This is a genomic window from Paenibacillus sp. J22P165 (genome assembly GCF_059692015.1).
In genome coordinates this window covers 343,757-363,869 of record NZ_JCAUAP010000008.1, presented here as the reverse complement: position 1 = coordinate 363,869, position 20,113 = coordinate 343,757, and the positions used below count along the sequence as shown (strand labels likewise).

Annotated in this window: 22 protein-coding genes; 18 read left to right on the top strand and 4 right to left on the bottom strand. The window is 44.0% G+C overall.

The genetic code is table 11. The annotated features are described in order from the left end of the window. The first annotated feature begins 108 nt into the window (after positions 1-108). From AC58QM_RS21760 to AC58QM_RS21740, 5 genes are all read left to right on the top strand, one after another. Entirely contained in the window at positions 109-564 is a 456-nt protein-coding gene (locus AC58QM_RS21760) for a VOC family protein (RefSeq protein ID WP_497286947.1), read from the top strand. A 125-nt stretch (positions 565-689) separates the two neighbouring features. Further along, positions 690-1,484: a Nif3-like dinuclear metal center hexameric protein gene (locus tag AC58QM_RS21755; RefSeq protein WP_497286946.1), complete on the top strand. Its 795-nt coding sequence runs from the start codon at positions 690-692 to the stop codon at positions 1,482-1,484. 165 nt (positions 1,485-1,649) lie between these two features. Next, on the top strand, positions 1,650-2,642 hold the full coding sequence (locus AC58QM_RS21750) for a glycoside hydrolase family 43 protein (protein WP_497286945.1): 993 nt from the start codon (positions 1,650-1,652) through the stop codon (positions 2,640-2,642). Positions 2,643-2,658: 16 nt separating this feature from the next. Beyond that, the gene (locus AC58QM_RS21745; RefSeq protein WP_497286944.1) at positions 2,659-3,618 is read left to right on the top strand and encodes a D-2-hydroxyacid dehydrogenase family protein; all 960 of its coding nucleotides are present in this window, start codon (positions 2,659-2,661) and stop codon (positions 3,616-3,618) included. 67 nt (positions 3,619-3,685) lie between these two features. Further along, positions 3,686-4,222, top strand: coding sequence for a hypothetical protein (locus AC58QM_RS21740; RefSeq protein ID WP_497287111.1), 537 nt, complete (start codon positions 3,686-3,688; stop codon positions 4,220-4,222). 77 nt (positions 4,223-4,299) lie between these two features. Here AC58QM_RS21740 and AC58QM_RS21735 read toward each other — a convergent pair whose 3' ends face one another. After that, positions 4,300-5,160 (bottom strand): helix-turn-helix transcriptional regulator, encoded by an 861-nt coding sequence (locus tag AC58QM_RS21735; RefSeq protein WP_497286943.1) that lies wholly within the window; start codon positions 5,158-5,160, stop codon positions 4,300-4,302. 107 nt (positions 5,161-5,267) lie between these two features. Between AC58QM_RS21735 and AC58QM_RS21730 the strand changes: the two genes are divergently transcribed. The 3 genes from AC58QM_RS21730 (at position 5,268) to AC58QM_RS21720 (ending at position 8,752) form a co-directional block, all read left to right on the top strand. Then, positions 5,268-6,269, top strand: a complete 1,002-nt coding sequence (locus AC58QM_RS21730) for a glycoside hydrolase family 130 protein (RefSeq protein ID WP_497286942.1) — start codon at positions 5,268-5,270, stop codon at positions 6,267-6,269. A gap of 182 nt (positions 6,270-6,451) precedes the next feature. Further along, a complete protein-coding gene (locus AC58QM_RS21725; RefSeq protein WP_497287110.1) occupies positions 6,452-7,240 on the top strand; it encodes an arylamine N-acetyltransferase family protein in 789 nt (262 codons plus the stop codon). Positions 7,241-7,288: 48 nt separating this feature from the next. Then, positions 7,289-8,752, top strand: a complete 1,464-nt coding sequence (locus AC58QM_RS21720; RefSeq protein WP_497286941.1) for a flagellar hook assembly protein FlgD — start codon at positions 7,289-7,291, stop codon at positions 8,750-8,752. Between the two features lie 74 nt (positions 8,753-8,826). Here the strand turns inward: AC58QM_RS21720 and AC58QM_RS21715 are convergent, their stop codons facing one another. Beyond that, positions 8,827-9,669 carry a helix-turn-helix domain-containing protein gene (locus AC58QM_RS21715; RefSeq protein ID WP_497286940.1) on the bottom strand — a complete coding sequence of 281 codons (843 nt, stop codon included), beginning with the start codon at positions 9,667-9,669 and terminating at the stop codon, positions 8,827-8,829. A 117-nt stretch (positions 9,670-9,786) separates the two neighbouring features. Between AC58QM_RS21715 and AC58QM_RS21710 the strand changes: the two genes are divergently transcribed. Both AC58QM_RS21710 and AC58QM_RS21705 read left to right on the top strand, forming a co-directional pair. Beyond that, complete coding sequence (locus AC58QM_RS21710; RefSeq protein WP_497286939.1) at positions 9,787-11,361, top strand: hypothetical protein; 1,575 nt, start codon at positions 9,787-9,789, stop codon at positions 11,359-11,361. Positions 11,362-11,424: 63 nt separating this feature from the next. Further along, entirely contained in the window at positions 11,425-11,868 is a 444-nt protein-coding gene (locus tag AC58QM_RS21705) for a cell wall hydrolase (RefSeq protein WP_173109105.1), read from the top strand. A 105-nt stretch (positions 11,869-11,973) separates the two neighbouring features. Here AC58QM_RS21705 and AC58QM_RS21700 read toward each other — a convergent pair whose 3' ends face one another. Together AC58QM_RS21700 and AC58QM_RS21695 are read right to left on the bottom strand one after the other, a co-directional pair. After that, positions 11,974-13,065, bottom strand: coding sequence for a phosphodiester glycosidase family protein (locus AC58QM_RS21700; protein ID WP_497286938.1), 1,092 nt, complete (start codon positions 13,063-13,065; stop codon positions 11,974-11,976). 267 nt (positions 13,066-13,332) lie between these two features. After that, positions 13,333-14,718: a catalase gene (locus tag AC58QM_RS21695; RefSeq protein WP_497286936.1), complete on the bottom strand. Its 1,386-nt coding sequence runs from the start codon at positions 14,716-14,718 to the stop codon at positions 13,333-13,335. 180 nt (positions 14,719-14,898) lie between these two features. Here AC58QM_RS21695 and AC58QM_RS21690 point away from each other — a divergent pair, with 180 nt between their 5' ends. From AC58QM_RS21690 to AC58QM_RS21655, 8 genes are all read left to right on the top strand, one after another. Next, positions 14,899-15,480: a TetR/AcrR family transcriptional regulator gene (locus AC58QM_RS21690; RefSeq protein ID WP_497286935.1), complete on the top strand. Its 582-nt coding sequence runs from the start codon at positions 14,899-14,901 to the stop codon at positions 15,478-15,480. Between the two features lie 65 nt (positions 15,481-15,545). After that, positions 15,546-16,289 (top strand): SDR family NAD(P)-dependent oxidoreductase, encoded by a 744-nt coding sequence (locus tag AC58QM_RS21685; RefSeq protein ID WP_497286934.1) that lies wholly within the window; start codon positions 15,546-15,548, stop codon positions 16,287-16,289. A 51-nt stretch (positions 16,290-16,340) separates the two neighbouring features. Further along, positions 16,341-16,664: an NIPSNAP family protein gene (locus AC58QM_RS21680; protein ID WP_497286933.1), complete on the top strand. Its 324-nt coding sequence runs from the start codon at positions 16,341-16,343 to the stop codon at positions 16,662-16,664. A 65-nt stretch (positions 16,665-16,729) separates the two neighbouring features. Further along, positions 16,730-17,272, top strand: a complete 543-nt coding sequence (locus tag AC58QM_RS21675) for an NAD(P)H-dependent oxidoreductase (RefSeq protein ID WP_497286932.1) — start codon at positions 16,730-16,732, stop codon at positions 17,270-17,272. Then, entirely contained in the window at positions 17,269-17,901 is a 633-nt protein-coding gene (locus tag AC58QM_RS21670) for a DsbA family oxidoreductase (RefSeq protein WP_497286931.1), read from the top strand. Before AC58QM_RS21675 ends, AC58QM_RS21670 begins: the two co-directional genes overlap by 4 nt. Positions 17,902-17,939: 38 nt before the next feature. Then, complete coding sequence (gene wrbA, locus AC58QM_RS21665; protein ID WP_497286930.1) at positions 17,940-18,551, top strand: NAD(P)H:quinone oxidoreductase; 612 nt, start codon at positions 17,940-17,942, stop codon at positions 18,549-18,551. Positions 18,552-18,637: 86 nt separating this feature from the next. Further along, positions 18,638-18,868 (top strand): tautomerase family protein, encoded by a 231-nt coding sequence (locus AC58QM_RS21660; RefSeq protein ID WP_497286929.1) that lies wholly within the window; start codon positions 18,638-18,640, stop codon positions 18,866-18,868. Positions 18,869-18,889: 21 nt separating this feature from the next. Continuing rightward, positions 18,890-19,975, top strand: a complete 1,086-nt coding sequence (locus AC58QM_RS21655) for an NAD(P)H-dependent flavin oxidoreductase (RefSeq protein ID WP_497287109.1) — start codon at positions 18,890-18,892, stop codon at positions 19,973-19,975. Positions 19,976-20,113: the final 138 nt, after the last annotated feature.

The following is a 20,113-nucleotide window of genomic DNA, read 5'->3' as shown; positions in this document are numbered from 1 at the left end:
TTTGGAGTGATATCACAGTATTGATCTATGATTAAACAGGAAAATTATGGTAGGCAGTCGAATATACTATGCTAGGACTTACTTTGAGAACGAAGGGAGAACTCGACAATGTTTGAACAACAGATTTCAGCAAATCAGAAAGCGAAATTCGGTCAAACCATTCAAGTTAGATTGGTCTCCAACTTAGGAAGATCACAGGCCTATTACAGAGATGTGCTGGGTTGCAAGATTGACGAATGGGGCCATGCTGAGCGCGATCGTATGTGCTTTCTTTTACAACAAGCGGTCTCTACAGAAGATGTGCAGCCAAATCGTGTATCGCAAAAGCGTTCCGATTATCCAACTGAATGGGAAGGTCCGGACCAGGCTTGGGATACCTTTATTCATGTGACTTGGGAAGATTTGGACGCATTGATTGAAGAAGTACGTGGCAAAGGTGGAATGATTGCAACGGAGCCCTTTACGGGGGCGCATGGAAATTGGGAGTTCAAAAATGCCTACATACAAGATCCAGACGGGTACAATTTAGTTCTTGGTGCGATGCGCCAAATTCAAGATAAATGATACTAGAGTGATAACTTGATGCAGCCATTTGGTCCATTATGATATGATGAATGCGCTGCTTGAGATTTTACACGGTAGAGAAGTTAGTAAGCAGTAAGTACATTTATGACTTGAGGGACAAATCCATGCGTGTTCAAATACAAACCGTTATCGAATCGTTAATAGCCCCAGTAGGAAGGCTCGAGCAGACCGTAGATATGTTGAAATTCGGCCATCTGGACACAGAAGTGACGGGTATCGTTACGGCCTTCATGCCTACGCAATATGTCATAGAGCAAGCGAAAGCGAGAGGAGCTAATCTCATCGTTGCTCATGAGGGAGCTTTCTTCTCGCATCATGATGATACGACCATCTTGCATAAGGATTCTATCTATGAGGAAAAGCGACAGCTTCTTGAAGCATCGGGTATCGCACTATTTCGATTCCATGATTATTACCATCGTTATAAACCTGACGGTGTCACGGAAGGGCTGATTCAGGCACTCGATTGGCTACCTTTCGTAAGGGAGCATTATGCGGCTTCTTCCGTCCTGCATATTCCTACTGAAACGGTAAGTTGCCTTGTAGAACATGTGAAGAAATGCCTTGGCATTACGTATGTTAGAGTGCTAGGTGATCTTGGGATGAAGTGTTCGAAAATAGGCGTACTCGCTGGTTATCGTGGTGGAGCTCAGAACGTGCTACCGCTTTTTGCAAAGGAACAACTTGATCTGGTTATTTACGGGGAAGGTCCGGAATGGGAAACACCTGAATATGTAAGAGACGCCATCTATCAAGGAAAACAAAAGGCATTAATCGTTATTGGTCATGCAGAGAGTGAAGAGCCAGGAATGAAACTTGTGGCGGATAAGCTGACTACCCGGTTCCCTAACATTCCCGTGCATTACATCAAAGAACGTCCTATTTTCCAAATCGGTTAACGAGTGTCGACAGATAAAGAGCAGGTGCATCAGCAGCCTGTTCTTTTTGTTGACATTCTATAAGGAAAAAACATCCAATTCTGATGCTGAAAATGATAGTATGAAAGGAGAAGGCAATTCCAATCAGAGTTCGACCATTTCAACAACCAGAGGAGTTGATACCAGTTGACTGTCTATCACTTAACATGCGATGTTACTCAGCCACAAAAAGGTCACCGCTTAGCAGATATTCCTGCCCATGATCCTTTCATATTTGCGGATAGCCGTACAGGTATGTATTACTTGTATACAGGTGCCACTCCTAGGTTGCATGGGTTGGAACGTTATGGCATTATTACTTACAAAAGCACCAACTTAACCGAATGGGAAGGCCCTTATACGGTTTTCACTGTACCTGATGATTGTTGGGCACACCCGCAGCATGGTGCGTGGGCACCTGAAGTCCATGCGTATCAAGGTCGATTCTACCTGTTCGTTACGTTGCACAATAAGGATCGTCAACTGGAAGGTGAGCCTATTCATGGATATGCTAAGCATTGGAGAGGCACTATCATCTCTGTCAGCGATTCGCCAGAAGGGCCTTTTAGGTTAATAAATGAACATGCACATGTGCTGCCGGAGACGATGATGACGCTCGATGGCACTTTATATGTGGATGAAGTCGGAATACCATGGATGGTGTACTGCCATGAGTGGATCCAGACGATCGATGGTACCATAGAGGCCGTACAATTGACTGATGATTTAACTGAAGCAGTTGGTGAGCCGGTTCATCTGTTCAACGCTTCGGAAGCACCTTGGCTTAAAGAAGAGAGGCCGACTGACGATCAAACTCGTGTTTATGTAACAGATGGCTGCCATTTATACAGAACGTCGGGTGGACATCTCATCATGTTATGGTCGAGTTATGAAGCAGACAGTTACGTACAGACAATTGCTCGCTCAACAACGGGTAGGCTGGCCGGTCCTTGGGAACAACTCCCACCACTAGTGAAAGAAGACAGTGGGCATGGCATGATGTTCCAAACATTCGAGGGAACCTGGATGCTTATTCTCCATCGCCCATTCAAAATGCCTGAATCAAGATGTAAACTGTTCGAGATGACAGACACTGGCGATAGTTTCATTGTAGTTAGATCGCTGGATGATAGGATGTAATAAAGGAGACAAAGGAATGAAAAAACTTCGTTGTGCGATTTTAGATGACTACCAGCAAGTCGCTTTAACTTCCACGAACTGGGAGCGGATTTTGGATAAAGTTGAGGTTACAAGTATCGGACATCATATTGATCAACCAGAGGAACTGCTCGAACAGATCTCTGATTGTGACATCATCGTGATTATGCGCGAACGAACGCCTTTCCGTGCATCGTTGCTTGCTCAGCTTCCGAATTTGAAGCTGCTGATCACTACAGGCATGCGCAATGCATCGGTCGACATGACGGCTGCAGCTTCACAAGACGTCATTGTTTGTGGAACTGGCGGAGCAGGCAATGCAACAGCCGAGCTCACGTGGGCATTACTACTAGGCCTCGCTAGAAACATCGTAGTCGAGCATAACGCTATTCGCAGCGGTCAATGGCAGAGTACGCTTGGAACAGATTTGTACGGTAAGACACTTGGTGTGCTTGGACTTGGCAAACTTGGCGGCAAGATCGCGAAATTCGGTCAGGCATTCGGGATGGATGTCATTGCGTGGAGCCAGAATTTGACGAAAGAGCGGGCCGATGAGGTTGGCGTGAAATTAGCCGCTTCGAAGGAGGAACTTCTGGAAAACAGCGATTTCGTATCGATTCACCTGGTTCTAAGCGATCGAACTAGAGGTTTAATTGGGGCAGATGAACTCAATCGGATGCGCCGTTCAGCTTATCTAATTAATACATCACGTGCACCAATCGTAGATCAAGCTGCACTTGCAGATGTTCTACAGTCTGGCAGAATTGCAGGTGCCGCGGTAGATGTATTCGATGTGGAACCTTTGCCTAAAGATGATATCTATAGATCGCTTCCAAACCTGCTTACAACACCACATATCGGTTATGTATCGAAAGCGAATTATGAAGCATTTTACAGAGACGTTGTGGAAGATATTGAAGCTTATCTGTCCGGTGAACCTGTGCGAAGATTGAATTAATTCCGCTCTGAAGTCTTGAGCGGGATTGAGGGGGAGACATCGGATCGAAATGATGAACAGGGGGGAAATGAGATTGGAATACATAAGGGATTATGCGATGTATGCGTCTGTATTTGGCCTGTTTAGCTTCGTCTGGTTCGGTTGGGCACAAGAGAATCCTAGGGCAAGTTGGCGAATTTATCTGGGGATTTCTTCCGGAATAGCACTGCTCGTCTGCTTGTTAGGTGTCTATTTAAGTGTGAAGAACTGGCAAGCACCCTCCGCATTGTCAGAAGCATATGCTTTTCGTAATTATTTGATTTCGTTTTATGCTGAATTTGTGGTAGGCGGTGCAGGAGCATTTGTCCTTATCAGGAGAAAACGTCAAGCGTATGTTGCTCCTTGGATCGCTTTTATCGTCGGCATTCATTTTATTAGTTTAAAAAGTGTCTTTAAAGATCCCAGCTTGTGGATACTAGCCGCGTTAATGGTAGCGGTCTCGCTGGTTGCTATAGTCGTTTCTCCTAAACTTAAAGTAGCGAACAGCGCGATTACAGGAATAGGTGCTGGCATCGTATTATTCTCTTTCGCCCTACTTGGTTTGATTCGATTTATATCTGTATAGGTAGTTACTTATAAGAAAGTACTTATAATCAAAAACCGACCGAGATCAGGATCATTCTCGATCGGTTTTTTGTGATTTCACTTCAACTTCTCACGCATGGATGCTCGATATTGTGTAGGAGAATTGCTTACAAGCTTAAGAAAATTACGACTAAAGCTGGCAAAGGATTCGTAGCCTACTTCAAACGCGATATCAGTCACTTTCATCTCAGTGGTCGTTAACAAACTGCACGCATGACGAATACGGGTCTCCTGTAGCAGTGTAACAAAGGTTACTCCTAGATGTTGGGATAATATTTGTGTTACGCGAGACGGGTGGCAATGAAAATGAGCGCCGATCTGTTCCAACGTAAGCGGGTCCCGATAATGCATATGAATATATCGCAATATCGCCCAAGGCAGAGCCGTCTTGGAAGGCATCTCCGAAATCGGCTGACGCGAAGGAGTTGGCTGAAGCCTATGCAGGAAGGCAAGGATTCGCTGGAGCTCACCTTTCAAGAGAAGCGGCTGCCACATATCTGCGGGCAACTCATATTCACGCAGCATGGCTTGAAGCTTCTGGGTTATGAACTCACATTGCTCCGTGTTGAGATCATAGTGAGTTAGGAACGGATTATGATCCGAAAGAAGCAGTCGTTCAGCGGGGTCACCAAGCAACTCTAAGCCAAACATACAGTTGAACAAGATTAAAGGACTGCCAGGACTTGCAGTGATTTCGTGTACTTGATATGGAAGCAGTAATGTAAAGGTTCCAGGTTTCATGGGATGTGTGCGACCGTTGACGGTTTCGTATCCGAGGCCATCTACGACCAAAGAGAATTCTAGAAAATCATGACGATGGCTAGGGAAATGCTGATCAACCCGATTAATCGATAAATGAAACGGGAAGGATCCGATATTTGGATAATCCGATAGCTGCTTATTCATGGGAAAGGTCATAGAATCACTGCCTATTCAAGAAATGAGAGGTTTGTTCAAGGATTGATAAGTATAGTAAGCACACCTATTGTAACCTAAAGTCAGATAAGATTGAAGGAGGAACACAGATGACTTTAACCATCGGTTCATTAAAATCAAGCTCTGTTATTACTAGACATCCAGCTAACCCAATTCTTACGGCAGATTCCGTGCCCTATCCGACAGCGCTTACATTCAATGCAGGTGTCACCAAGTTCCAAGGCCAGTATGTCATGGTGTTCCGTAATGACCACGGCTCCGTCAAGAATGAAACGTTAGAACCCTCACATACAACAGATCTAGGGCTTGCGTACAGTAAAGATGGTATCCACTGGGATGTGCAATCACGCCCTTGCTGGAAGCTTTATGATGAGGAAATTACACGCGTATATGACCCTAGATTAACAGTGATGGATGGTCGCGTATACATGTGTTTCGCTGTTGATACGCGTCATGGTGTCAGAGGCGGCATTGCTGTGACAGATGATTTCGATCGCTTCGAAATCCTGTCGATGTCAGCACCGGACAACCGGAATATGGTTCTATTTCCTGAGAAAATCAATGGTAATTATGTGCGTTTGGAGCGTCCATTCCCGGTGTACAGCCGCGGTAAAGATCAATTTGATATCTGGCTTTCTAAGTCGCCTGATCTTAAGTACTGGGGAGAAACTGACCTAGTTCTAGGTGTCGAGCATGTTCCGTATGCTAATGATAAAATTGGACCTGCTGCACCGCCAATTCGTACATCCAAAGGATGGTTGACGACCATTCATGCTGTTGATATTGATCCTAACCGTGGCAAAAATGGCTGGGAAAAAACATGGAAAAAACGCTATACAGCGGGCATTATGCTGCTTGATTTAGACAACCCGCAAAAGGTCATCGGTCTCTATCAAGAACCATTACTAGCTCCTGAAGTGAGCTATGAAACAGATGGCGGTTTCCGTAATGATGTAATTTTCCCCGGAGGCATGGTGCTGGAAGATGATGGTGAAGTGAAAATCTACTACGGTGCAGCGGATACAGTAGAGTGCTTGGCAACCGCTCATGTGGATGATTTGGTTAAGCTATGTTTGGAAGGTAACAAATAAACAATCGTTCAAGATTCGAAAAACCTTGTCATGTCCTCAAAGGGATGATGAGGTTTTTTGTTGTGCCTGTTGTCCTATCCTCACAAAAAAGAAGGATAATGAGGGTTTCTCATGGTATGATTTGTTTACCAGCAATTCTCATCAGAGTAAGTAAATCTCTCAAGGATGGTGTCGTACTAGTCATGAATACAAATACCAATTCCCAAATTCAAAGTTATTTAGCGCGTATCGGTTTTCAAGGTGATCTAAATGGTAGTGCAAAGACGCTTGCAGATCTGCAGGAACGGCATTTATACACGGTACCTTATGAGAATTTAGATATTCTAGCCCATAAACCATTATCTCTTGATCCACAGGATCTCTATCAAAAGATTGTCATACAACAGCGTGGTGGGTACTGTTTTGAATTAAATGCCTTATTCGGCTGGCTGCTTCGTGAGTTGGGTTACACGGTGACGGACTTGGTTGCTCGATTTTGGCGCGATGAGGCGAATCTCCCACCCAAACGGCGTCATCACGTCCTGAAAGTCGAAGCGGAAGGTGTCAACTATCTCTGCGACGTCGGGGTTGGCGGTATGGTGCCGCTTAGATCAGTTGCCTTCATTGAAAATCTGGAACAACAGCAAGGCGACGAGTGTTATCGCCTCGAGAAAGATACCTATTTCGGTTGGTCGCTGTGCGAACAGAAAAACAACGGTTGGCATCGTATTTACACCTTTACAGAGGAGCCACAGTTACCGAATGACTATCTGTTTGCGAGTTTCTGGTGTGAGCAATCGCCGGATTCAATTTTCAATAAATATCCGATAGTTGCCAAACGAACACCAGGGGGACGGCTTACTGTTGCTAATCAAGAGTTCCGCATCTTCAATGCGGAAGGCGTAAGTACGTTTACGCCACAGTCGCCTGAAGCGTTTGACGCAGCGTTGTTATCTTATTTTGGTATTAATCTACGTGAAGTTGTAGGTTGAGTATAGAAGCGTAGAAGGGAATGTCTTTTTTAAAGGGAGTGAAAGGTATTGAAGCACATCGTGCTCGCTTGCGTTTTCGTATCGTCGATTGTTTTATCGCAACTGTTGTCTTCACCGGCTGCCGCCGTCCAATCGGAGCTCCTAGCTAAGAAGCTGCCTAAAATACTCATACTGACAGAGAAACAAACGGCTATGTATGATACTCCTAATGGTAAACAAATCGGAACAACATCCGCTGCAGTAGTGAATGTGCTTGAAGCCGAATCAGGATGGCAATCACATCTTATTCAAGAAGCAGATCCACTGATATGGTATAAAGTTTCGACGGAACAGGGGGAAACGTGGATTAAACCCGTACACCCCGAATACCCTGAAGACTTCTTTGAATGGATTCAAACTACAGGGATAGAGTTCCTGTACGATGAACCAGCCGAACAAAGGAAAACATCCAATACGATATCTCCGCAGCCCCTTAAATCGGTGGGAACGATCAACGGATATGACAGAATTCAGACTTGGTTAGGTTACCAATGGATCAAACCGAAGCATCAACTTGTTCCGTATCGCATTCCAGTGGATGAAACCATTACTTTGAACGAAAGCATTCCTATTTTCGATGTTCCAGAAGGGGATTCACAAGTTAACGGCTATTTGAGTTCTTCACAGTCGGTGACCGCCTTTGAACGAATCAATCGAGAATGGTTTCATATCCATACTTGGATGGGAGAGCAATGGATCAATTTGTCGTATTCGCTGCCGAGAGACTTACAAACTCGAAATGAAACAATTGAGCTTAATGAAAAGACGCCACTCTATGAACACCCCAATCGTCAAGCTAACATAAGGGGAACACTTGCACCACAAGTCGTTTCCGCGTTCGAGAGCGGCAGCGGTTGGCATCATATTCGGAGCAGTTGGCTTGGGGATGCTTGGGTTTATGTTACGGAACCAGAGGCGGATCCGGAGACGTATATCCCACCAAACAGTATTGAGAATCAGTTGATTGTTGGAGACTGGCAACAGTTCCGGTACGATCCAGATTCCACGGGAGGTAAGAGTGGTTTTCCACTAGCTCCGTTGATTGGTTTAGATACAAACCGAGGTGCTGATAGATCTAATGGCATTTTCCCTTATGGCCAACCAGTTCCTATACGCTTCGAATGGATGAATGCAAGCGATGACAGGATCATACTTAAGCAGGCAGACAATCTTGTTATTGAAATATCTCGAGTAACAGGTTCTTTCTTTGAACGTTCGCAGGAAGTTGTGTGGAGCGGCAAGCTGCCTGTACTCAATTATACGTTTGAAACGAGAATGCAGAGTGCGATGATCACATTTGACTGGGATGGGAAAGATTCTGACGGAAAGCCAGTTCCCTTCGGTGAGTATGTGGTCAGTATGAAGGCTCCTTTAACGATCCCCTACACAATCGAAGGTAGTGAAGAAAAGCAGTTGCAAAAGGTGGCATTCTCCATGTATACGCGAAGACCATTTTTCATTGGGGCGCCCTGAAAGATTACATATTCGTTTCATGTATTAAACGCTAAAAAGCAATGAATAAAGCAGGATGCCAGAGGCATTCTGCTTTATTCATTTTTTCTATTTTTATACATTTGAGGCGTCATGCCTGTTTTTATTTTGAATAAGCGACTGAAATAGCGTTGATCCTGATATCCAATCATTTCGGCAATTTCGGCACCGCTTAATGGTGAATTGCGCAGTAGATCGCAGGCACGATTCATTCTTTGTAACAAAATATATTCATAGGGTGACATCCCTAAGGATTCAGTAAAGACAGTCCTGTAATGACTAACGCTCAGATGTTCCATATCAGCAAGCTGTTGTAAGGTTAATTGATGATGAAAATTTTCATGGATAAATCGCAAGGAGGATTCGATTCGATTTGTAAGGCTGGCGGATGATAACTTAGATTTCTGCACATTTCGACCAATGAACACCAACAATGAAATTAAATATTGGCTTGCATCTAGTTGTAAAAATAAATCCCTTTGAGAAAATACTTGAAATAACGACTGGAATGTTTGGATGATCACTTCCACACCGCTAACATAGTACACATTGCCTGTGTGTAATCCACAAGATTTCAATACTTCGTCTGCCGAGCTTCCCGAAAAATGAACCCAGACATACACCAGTTCCTGCTCTCCAGCACTTTCAAAATAGAAGGGGAGATGAGGTGTGAAGATGAGACACTCACCTGGTGTCATAGAGGTGGCAATGTCTCCTGCTTCTACACGGATGCTGCCTTTGACCATATACAACAAGAAATAATCATTCCGAACGGAATTGGCCACATATCGACTCGGCATAACCTGACATCCCGTACAGTTAACAATGAGATAAGTGTCATGAACAGCGTAATCATTGTCGGTATCCCATATATTGCGATAATAAGCTTGCTGCTTCACACCCACCACTCCCGTTGATTTGTCCACATTTCAAGTTGGATTCTGACTCCCTAGAAAGCATTTTAAGTTATATGATTGTTTAAATCAATCCTATAACCAACGGAAGAAGGGTTTCATTTGAAAAGACAGATTGTCAACATTATTAATTTTATTCGTGCTGTAGAGCCGAGGCCGGGCAGAGTTATTGATTTGGTTAAACCTGTGGTGGAGCAACTAAAGCTGCTTAAGAAGCATGAGCTAAAAGGAACATTTTTGTTCCAATATGATGCATTGATTAGTCCCGAATATACGTCTTTGTTCGATGAAATAGATACGGAACGCATAGAGCTTGGAGTATGGTTAGAGGTTGTAGAACCGCTGACAGACAAAATAGGAATCCCGTGGAAAGGCCGTTTTCCTTGGGATTGGCATGCGCATTGTGGATTTACGGTCGGATATACACAGAGACAACGGGAGCAGATCATTGATACGATTATGAATGACTATTATGCCGTGTTTCACAAATTCCCTAGATCCATTGGTTCCTGGAGCTTGGATGCTCATACAATTACCTATTTGTCCGAAAAATACGAGATCGATGCCCTATGTATTTGTAAGGATCAGTGGGGTACTGACGGCTATAATCTCTGGGGAGGCTATTATAATCAAGGATATTATCCAAGCCGCAATAACTATTTTAGTCCCGCACAAACGCTTGAACAACAGATTAACATTCCAATCCTGCGTATGCTGGGTTCTGATCCGATTCACCAATATGATGTCGGCTTGAATCTAGAGACCGGCGCACCTGCCCATCAGCCTGTCATCACGCTTGAACCTGTTTATCATACGCTGGGTGGTGGCGTAAATACGTGGACGGATTGGTACTTGAAAGAAAACTTTAGTGGCAATTGCCTTTCATTTGGCTATACCCAGGTTGGTCAAGAGAACAGCTTTGGCTGGGAGAAGATGAGTCAAGGACTTACTTATCAGTTGGAACAGCTAGCAAACCTTCAAAAAGAAGGCGTACTAGACGTTGAAACACTTGGCGAAACAGGCTGCTGGTTTAAGCAAACCTACACCGAAACGCCAGCATCTGTGGTTGCTGCTTTTAGCGATTCTATGGAAGAAGGGCATACGTCAGTATGGTACAACAGTAAGTATTACCGCATTAATTGGTATACAGAGAACGAACGGTTCTGGATTAGGGATATGCACTTATTTTGTGAAAATTATCGGGAGCGTTATGTGGATGAAGTGTGTACAGGCAACCAACTACAGTTTAACAATCTGCCGATTATGGATGGGTATCGATGGAGCGGCAATCACATCCGTGCAGGGATATATCCATTTTATAGCGCTGACGGACAACTGCTTCCACTCACATTTGAGCATATTGCCTATCAGGAGGAAGAGGGCAAAGCCATCCTTTCATTTACAGGTACGGCCTGTGGAACGATTACTGTGACACTCGAAGATGATTCTATGTCAATAACAATGGATAAGAACGCGGATCAACTCATATGGATCCCCAAATATGATGCAAACGCTCAAAGCTTGCCGCGGATCACACATGCAACGGAAAGAGAGCTGCACATGGTGTATGATCAATTCGAATATAGCCCGTTTCAAGTGCTGCAAGGCTCGTTGGATTCTACCTTTTCGCTGCGAGCGAAAGACAACCAGATTAAATTATCGTTTCGTGGGAAGTAAGTCACATTTCCGCTTAACCTACAATATGATGGGTCTAGACATATACTCAATTGAGGTGAGCGAATGGCAGTCGTAAAAGCTAGAAAGCAGGATATCGACATGTTGGCAAGGTTACTTCGAGCTGAGGCTGAGACCGAAGGCGAAACGGGTATGCTGCTTGTTGGGAATGTTGGCATTAATCGAATAAGAGCGAATTGCTCTGATTTTAAAAATCTCCGGACAATTCCCCAAATGATCAACCAACCGCATGCGTTTGAAGCGTTGCAGCATGGGTTGTACTATCAAAATGCAAGAGAAAGAGAGCGTCGCCTAGCACAGCGTGCTGTAAATGGGGAGCGGGTTTGGCCAGGTAAATTTTCACTCTGGTATTTTCGACCGGGCACGTTTGACAATCCTGGACCATGTCCGGATACGTGGTATAATCAGCCGAAAGCTGGACGTTACAAGAAGCACTGTTTTTATGAGCCGACCGCCAAAGAATGTCAAAATGTCTACAATACGTTTTAATGTGGGGCAGCTAGATAGCGGGAAGCAGGTTTATTACGCATAGTCATTTACAAAAAAAAGAAGCTGTTTCAAAAGTCGAAATTGACTTTTGAGACAGCTTCTTTTTTACTTGTTATGCTCCGCTTGATAACCTGGATGATCATAAGCACCACCAGGATCAATGTGAGTGACACCTTCCCAAATATTTGGGACATTAATTTTATCAGGATGTTCAAAGATAAGGAGACCTGAAGGCAGTCTTCTTTCACCATATCGGCTTGAAGGATGCGTGATTAACTCACTCCCCACGACCATTTCAGATGATGCTCCACCGTCTAAGAATCCAGCATTGACACAGCCTTCTTTCAGTAAAAGGTCCTGAACATCTTTTAATGAAGCGCCAATACTTTTGGTTTGACGTCCGTCAATGACAATCATGATGATAACACCATCTGCGCGTTGACCAATGGCTGTCCGCGGGTTAAGACCATCTCCCACGATAGGTAGTGCTTTTCCATTCGCGATAATACGCGGGTAGAAGGATACAGCGTCGGTTACATGCAAGTCTAACAGTTCTTCAATCGAGTATTTCCCAATAATTAATTTTCCCGTCTTATCAAAGGCAACGACTTGTTGTGGCACTGTGCCATCAACACTCGTATACAAGATCTTACCTCCAGACATAATAACCCCAATAGGAGCAAAACCGTTGCCCAGCCCCTGCGGATCATCGAATCCTCCGCCATTAATACCAGCAAGTGCGCCAGTACGAGAAACCATTGAACTTATCGTTTCCCCTTGGCCCACCTTGCTTGGAACAACAACACGAATGGCTCTTGGATCATAGACGTACATTTTCTTGCCAACCCAGCCGTGTCCAGCGATGTCTTGTACATCAATGATCTTACCATCCTGCTTTTGAATCGTGATTGCATTCAAATCTTGCTTCTCAATCGAGTTGTTTTCACTCATTTGCATAACATCTTGGATCATTTCGTCCCGTTTCTTCACGCCTACGAAAATCCATGCCCAGTCACGATGCTGGGTAGCAATAAAGGTGTCCGCGAGGAATAAACGGATTCTCTCTCCTGGCGGCGTTAAGAATAGAAAACTTGCCGATAAACCTACTAATATTGTTCCAATCAACAACGAACGTTTCAGCCAGCTTACGCTTTGCTCTTGTTTGTAATTGATTCCCGCTAGCTTCATGGATGTCATGCCTACTTTCTTATCTATTTGATAAAGGATCGAATCACCGAATCTATCAACATACGCTCACTAATTTGTGTCTGACATAGTCGCCTTACAAGAATAAAGCTACTTTAAGTATATAAAATGAAGATGTAGCGAAGATGAAAATAAGCTTAAATTCATCGTTCAAAACCGGTGTAAATAGATCCAGCGGTCCCAGATTATTCATTTTACAAGGAGAAGAAACGACAAAAAGGCCGCCTCCGCGGGCAGCCGATAAGCAAATTCACATAATTAACCTTGTCGATGCATCTCCATTTTCCGATAAACTCTGTTGGCCAACTCTTCCGATGCTTGGGATAAATAACTGAGTACAATTCGTTGTGTATCCGTAGAGATGCTGGAAAGATCGGCAGACAAATTCTCTACTAGATGTTCCTGTTGAAGGGGAGGGAGGGAGTTATAGTACTGACCCGCTTGTGTAAAATTATCAGGATCAGGGATATCAGAGCGAACGAGGCGACCCTCTACAAATCTTCCTTCGCCGCTGGTTACTTGTGAACGAGGTGTCCAGTTTTGTTGATGATTGATCGGAATTTTGCGGAAATCTGAACCTATCCGGTGCCTCTGAGAATCCGAGTATATATTCGTTCGTCCCTGCAGCATTTTATCGTCCGATAGTTCGGCTCCTTCTATTAGATTAGAGGGGGAGAAGGCGATCTTCTCAACTTGCTCCATATAGTCGTCAGGATTGCGGTTCAAGACGAGCCGGCCTACAGGCACCAGTGGAAATTGTCTCTCATCCCATACCTTGGTATCGTCTAAAGGATCATAGGGCAGCGTTTCAGCGACTTTAGGATCCATCAACTGAACATACAGCCCGTATTCGATGGGCTTTCCTGTCGCAAGGGAATCAAAGAGGTCCTTACCAGCATAATCGGGATTCTCGCCAGCTAACTTGGCTGCTTCGCGGCTATCGATATACTGAACGCCTGCCAGTGGATACCAGAGATATTTCACAAAGGTACGAACACCTTGCTCATTCCTCCATACATAGGTGTTAACGCTATGACCTGGCATATGACGGAGACTCTTGACGGTTCCAGCATCCGAGTATAGTCGGACAAGGAAATGAGTAGCTTCTGGCGCTCGAGCAATAAAACTCCAGAAACGTTCAGGATCAATTAAATTATTAACCGGTGAGGGTAAGAAGGCTTTGATTGATTCGGGGAATCGGATCGCATCCCGCACTAGGAAGACAGGGATGTGATTACATAGTAAATCGAAAACGCCTTGCTCCGTATAAAATTTGGTGGAGAAGCCGCGCACATTTCGGGAAGTGTCTGGGGTGCCTTTGTTACTTACAGCAAGGGAGAATCGGACGGTGACTGGAACCTGTTGACCTGGTTTCTGCAGAAAGCACATCTTCGTATAGGGGGCCATCGAGTTCACAGTCTGAAAATAGCCAAAAGCGCCATAGCCCTTTACGTGGACGGGTCTTTCGAGAATCTTCGTATGTATGAATGTCTCTAAGGTTTCATGAAGCATACTGTCTTGTTCCAGCACGGGTCCTCGTTCTCCAACGGTTTGGGAATGAAATTGAGCTGGTGTGTCGCCAGTCCATGAAGGGCGACCATCGTGATGATCAGGCTTCTTAGGTAACTCTCTGTTATCTTCCATGATTCAACCTCCTGTACACATCTCCTTGATTTAGATCGTTATGCGGATATTTCTTCATTTATGCCAAACTACAAGTAGGAAGATGGTTATGATCAAGCCAAAAAGGTACGTATAATCAGGGTTTCTGCAACTTCAACTTTTAGGGTTGACATACTACCTACTAAAAGGTAGAATAACCTCATGAACAAAAACAACAACAGCAAAAACACGTCAGAACTTATTCTAGACACAGCCCAGGCGATTGTGCAGCAATTCGGATTTAACGGATTCAGCTACTCGCACATTGCCGAAAAAGTAGGTATACGAAATGCCAGTATTCATTATTACTTCCCGAACAAGGAGGATTTAGGGGAAGCGTTGATAACCAGGTATCTTCGAAGTTTCATTGTATATGTGGATCAAGTTGATGCAGATACGTCGAACAATGTTGACAAGCTTCGCAAGTTCATCTTACTTTATAATGGACCTGTTCAAGAGTATTGCACATGCTTAAGTGTCACGCTTTCGGCTGACCTGGCAACTTTATCAGGCAAAGTGCAGACAGGGTTATCGAAGTTCTTCACGGCTAATTTAGCGTGGTTGGAACGAGTGATGGAAGAGGGCAGGCGTGATGGACAGCTGAAGTTTGAAGGTACCGCGGAAGTACAAGCACATCATTTTCTTGCGTCATTGCAAGGTGCACAGTTACTTTCACGAAGTTTTCATGATACCAGTAAGTTCGAACAGATCACCAATAACTTAATGTCCGCTTTAGTTAAATAAAGGCGGATTATTTTTCACCAAATACCTACCTTTTAATAGGTAGAACAAACGAGGAGATGTTGAATATGAATTTAGAAAATAAAGTAGTCGTTATTACTGGGGCAAGTAGTGGAATTGGTAAAGCAGTAGCAATTGGATTAGCGAAACAAGGCGCATCTGTTGTTTTAAATGGCCGCCGTGAACAAGCACTTGTTGAGGTTGCAAAAGAAATCGATCCATCAGGAGCAAGAGTTGCCTATGTTGCCGGCGATATTGCAGATCCGAAAACCGCTGAACGCATAATTCAAGAAGGAATATCACGCTTTGGTCGTATCGACACACTGGTGAACAACGCGGGCATCTTTATTGCCAAACCATTCACTGAGTATACGGAAGAAGAATTTGCATCTGTCTTGTCTACGAATTTGTCTGGTTTCTTCCATGTAACGCAACGTGCTGTGACTGAAATGCTTAAAGCAGGTTCCGGCCATATCGTTAACATTACAGCAAGTGGTGTCGCGGAACAGCCGATAAAAGCCGTGCCAACTGTTCTTGCCGCATTAACCAAAGGTGGCTTGAACACAGCAACGAAGTCGATGGCCATTGAGTTTGCTGACAAAGGTATTCGCGTAAATGCTGTTGCACCAGGGGTTATCAAAACACCGATGCATGCTGTTGAAACGCACGATTTCTTAGCAAAAGTTCATCCGATGGGCCGTATGGGTGAGGTTGAAGACATCGTAAAAGCCATTGTGTATCTGGAGTCCGCGCATTTCGTAACTGGGGAAATTCTTCATGTAGATGGCGGTCAAAACGCGGGTCAATGGTAAGAATAAAGCAATAAGTAACCTAAAACGACTTGTTTGTGGAGGTAGATGAACATGTTATATGAACTGCGCATTTATGACGTGAATCCTGGCAAAATGAACATTCTTCATAATAGATTCAGAGATCATGTCATTGCTTTATTTGCGAAGCATGGAATGACGGTTACGCAGTATTGGGAAGATATCAATGAAGCAAATAATCGGCTGTATTATGTGGTTGAGCACCCTAATATGGAGATGCGCAACTTGAATTATGAACGTTTCCGCAATGATCCTGAGTGGATCGAAGTGAGACGAGTTTCCGAACTGGATGGTCCCTTACTAAGCAAACAGGAAAGTATTTTCATGAAAAATGTAGCATTCTTTGAAAACAAATGATTTGACTAATAGGCCTACCTATTCATTATAAAAAAATACGATAACTAGAATGGAGCAACTATACTATGAAAACTTTAGTCATTATTACACATCCGAATATTGAGCAATCTAACTGGAATAAAGCTTGGCTGGAAGCCCTACAAGAGCAAAGTGATGTCACGACTCATGAATTATACAAAGAATACCCTGATGAAAATATCGATGTAGCCAAAGAGCAAAAACTAATCGAAGAGCATGATCGCGTTATTTTGCAATATCCGCTATTTTGGTACAGCGCACCTTCCTTGCTCAAAAAATGGATGGACTCTGTTTTACAATACGGTTGGGCATTTGGACCTGATGGCAACAAAACAGCTGGAAAACAATTCGGAGTCGCAGTTTCAACCTATGGGACAGCTGAGTCTTATCAACCAACAGGTTCTAATCGTTATACCCTAGAAGAAATATTACGTCCAATGGAAGCCACAACGGCATTTATTAGTGGTACGTATTTGCCACACTTTGCACTCAATGATACGTCCACGGTTACTGCTGAACGTTTAGCACAAAGCACAAAAGATTACATGAATCACTTAAAAACAGTAAAACCAGTGTTGGTTACCCAATGAAAGACTTATTAATTGACGTATATATGGATGTGTCTTGTCCATGGTGCCGGATGGGAACCACGAGTATGTTGAACGCGGTGAAACAATTTCCTGAAGATACGAAGGTAACCGTTCGTTATCATGCTTTCCAAATTAATTACGGAATTCGGCCTGAAGGCGAAGATTATCGACAAGTGATGATTGGCAAATTAGGCGGCGTTGCTCAATTCGAGTCCCGTTTAAAACAATATCAAGAATACGGTAACGCTTATGGATTGAAGTACAATATGGACCGAGTCAAATTTACACCGAATACGACTTTAGCTCATCAGTTAATCGCCATTACACCAGTGAACTTGAAAGAAACTTTGATTGAAAAGATTTATACTGCTTATTTTGAAAATGGGATTAATATAGGCGATATCGATGAGCTTGTAGCCATTGCCAAAGACGCAGGAATACCTGACGGTGCGGAATTGAAAAAACGACTAACGCAAGGCGAGGGACTTGATCAAGTAGAACAAGGTCAAAAGAATGCGCAAAAGTTAGGGATTAGAGGGGTTCCGTTCTTTGTAATTAATGAGCAAGTCAGTTTATCAGGGTTGCAATCTCCTGAACAATTTATGAAAGCCTGGAGTGAAACACAGTGAATATTTTCAAAAACCTATTTAAAAAGGAGTCTGAACAATTGACAACACCTAAAGTAAACCTAGCTATCATCTACTACAGTTCCAATGGAACGAATTATCAATTAGCGCAATGGGCAGCAGAAGGAGGGCTTCAAGCTGAGGCTAATGTCAAGATTTTGAAAGTACCAGAAACGGCACCACAGTCTGTAGTTGATACGAGTCCATCTTGGAAATCCCATCTAGAGGAAACCAAAGATGTTCCTACTGTTACTTTAGAGGATTTGGAATGGGCTGACGCTATCATCTTTAGTATGCCTACTCGCTTCGGTAATCTTCCAGCACAAATGAAACAGTTCATCGATACAACAGGCGGTCTTTGGGCCAAAGGTAAAACGGTCAATAAAGTCGTGAGCGCGATGACTTCTGCACAGAATCCGAACGCAGGTCAAGAACAAACTATTCTGCAGTTGTATACATCGATGTACCACTGGGGTGCAATTGTAGCCGCTCCTGGATTTACGGATCCATCTGTATTTACAGCGGGAGGAAATCCTTACGGTACTAGTGTAACTGTCGATCAAAATGGGGCGATAAAAGAAGATGCCCGCGATGCAGCTGTTCATCAAGCGAAACGTACTGTATCGGTAGCCAAATTAATTAAAGCTGGGTAAACTAATTATGCGGCAGTTTATTTACCTTTTAGTAGATAGATTTCTTATGCATTGCAGCGAATGCCAATTTCAAGGAGGTCATTACTATGCCAGTCGTAACTATTAAAGTAACCCGTGAAGGAACTACTCCTGAACATCAGTCTGTTACAGCTGAAGAAAAAGCAACGCTTATCAAAGGTGTCAGCGAGCTTTTACTCAATGTGCTTAACAAGCCTTTAGAATCCACTCATGTTATTATAGAGGAAGTCGAGTTGGACAATTGGGGATGGGGCGGACTGCCTGCACTTGAGTTCCGCAATCAACGCTCTTCCCGTTAAAGGGATAGGAGGAAGAAGAACATTAACCTAAATACAGCTCTTTGCCGCGTCTTTCAAATTCGATATCCAATCTTCTTAGCAGGCATGGCTGGAGGGCCAGGTACAGTGAGCTTGACTGCTGCTGTATCTAACGCAGGTGGATTGGGGACGTTGGGGGCTGCCTACATGGAGCCCGAAGCGATCCGTACAGCCATTAGGGACATTCGGGAGTTAACAGATGCACCCTTCGGCGTCAATTTATTTGTTACTCAGGCTAAGGATGACAATACGAGAACCGTTGAAGTTCAACGGGAATTGAATGTAATGAGAGTTAAACTTGGTTTAACTCAGATCCCGGCAGATGATGTAAAGACGCCAGATCATTTTGAGGAGCAATTCGCCGTTTTGTTAGCGGAGAAAGTACCGGTGATCAGTACAGCTTTTGGCGTACTCCCTCCTAATATGACAGAGCAAGCCAAAGCTGCGGGCATTCGAATTGTTACGATGGTGACTACCGTAGAAGAAGCGATACTTGCTGAACAAGCGGGATGCGACGCTATCGTCGCGCAAGGTAGTGAAGCAGGAGGACACCGCGGGACATTTGATATTACAAATCGTCCCATGGGTGCTAATATAGGTACCATGGCATTAGTGCCGCAAATTGTCGAGCGCGTTAATGTCCCCGTTATTGCCGCAGGCGGGATTATGGATGGTCGTGGACTTGTCGCTGCACTAGCCCTTGGAGCACAGGGAGTCCAGATGGGGACACGGTTCCTGACATCTATCGAATCAGGTGCACATATCTCTTATCAGCAAAAGCTGCTTGCTAGCAGTGAGGAAAGCACATTGATTACAAACGTATTCTCAGGACGGCCTGCAAGAGGTATCGCGAATGAATTTATCAAAGATTGGGAGAAGAATGGGGTAGAGCCCCTTCCGTTCCCGACTCAAAATACCGCGACAAGAGATATTCGCAATGCTGCGGCTAAGCAACATAATTCCGACTATATGTCTCTTTGGGCAGGACAGGGATTACGGATGCTCACTGCTGGCCAAAGTGCAGCAAGCATCGTGCTGGAAACCGTAGATCAAGCACAAACAATACTCAATCAATTTAAACATGCATAAGTGTATAGAAAGGATCTCATGGCTTGTTGCCTTGGGATCCTTTTTGCTATGTGTATTGGCATAACAGGAGGATTGATGGGGAAAATGTTTTTTCTGTTTATTTTTACATGTTGACGAATACCTATATAAAGAATATAT

What these genes read in the sequence shown, in the direction of transcription:
- AC58QM_RS21705 (WP_173109105.1), top strand. Translation starts at nt 11,425, where the DNA reads ATGGCAGTCGTAAAAGCTAGAAAGCAGGATATCGACATGTTGGCAAGG.
- AC58QM_RS21695 (WP_497286936.1), bottom strand. Translation starts at nt 14,718, where the DNA reads ATGGAAGATAACAGAGAGTTACCTAAGAAGCCTGATCATCACGATGGT.
- AC58QM_RS21685 (WP_497286934.1), top strand. Translation starts at nt 15,546, where the DNA reads ATGAATTTAGAAAATAAAGTAGTCGTTATTACTGGGGCAAGTAGTGGA.
- AC58QM_RS21690 (WP_497286935.1), top strand. Translation starts at nt 14,899, where the DNA reads ATGAACAAAAACAACAACAGCAAAAACACGTCAGAACTTATTCTAGAC.
- AC58QM_RS21760 (WP_497286947.1), top strand. Translation starts at nt 109, where the DNA reads ATGTTTGAACAACAGATTTCAGCAAATCAGAAAGCGAAATTCGGTCAA.
- AC58QM_RS21670 (WP_497286931.1), top strand. Translation starts at nt 17,269, where the DNA reads ATGAAAGACTTATTAATTGACGTATATATGGATGTGTCTTGTCCATGG.
- AC58QM_RS21730 (WP_497286942.1), top strand. Translation starts at nt 5,268, where the DNA reads ATGACTTTAACCATCGGTTCATTAAAATCAAGCTCTGTTATTACTAGA.
- AC58QM_RS21745 (WP_497286944.1), top strand. Translation starts at nt 2,659, where the DNA reads ATGAAAAAACTTCGTTGTGCGATTTTAGATGACTACCAGCAAGTCGCT.
- AC58QM_RS21675 (WP_497286932.1), top strand. Translation starts at nt 16,730, where the DNA reads ATGAAAACTTTAGTCATTATTACACATCCGAATATTGAGCAATCTAAC.
- AC58QM_RS21700 (WP_497286938.1), bottom strand. Translation starts at nt 13,065, where the DNA reads ATGACATCCATGAAGCTAGCGGGAATCAATTACAAACAAGAGCAAAGC.
- AC58QM_RS21680 (WP_497286933.1), top strand. Translation starts at nt 16,341, where the DNA reads ATGTTATATGAACTGCGCATTTATGACGTGAATCCTGGCAAAATGAAC.
- AC58QM_RS21755 (WP_497286946.1), top strand. Translation starts at nt 690, where the DNA reads ATGCGTGTTCAAATACAAACCGTTATCGAATCGTTAATAGCCCCAGTA.
- AC58QM_RS21735 (WP_497286943.1), bottom strand. Translation starts at nt 5,160, where the DNA reads ATGACCTTTCCCATGAATAAGCAGCTATCGGATTATCCAAATATCGGA.
- AC58QM_RS21740 (WP_497287111.1), top strand. Translation starts at nt 3,686, where the DNA reads ATGAGATTGGAATACATAAGGGATTATGCGATGTATGCGTCTGTATTT.
- AC58QM_RS21660 (WP_497286929.1), top strand. Translation starts at nt 18,638, where the DNA reads ATGCCAGTCGTAACTATTAAAGTAACCCGTGAAGGAACTACTCCTGAA.
- AC58QM_RS21725 (WP_497287110.1), top strand. Translation starts at nt 6,452, where the DNA reads ATGAATACAAATACCAATTCCCAAATTCAAAGTTATTTAGCGCGTATC.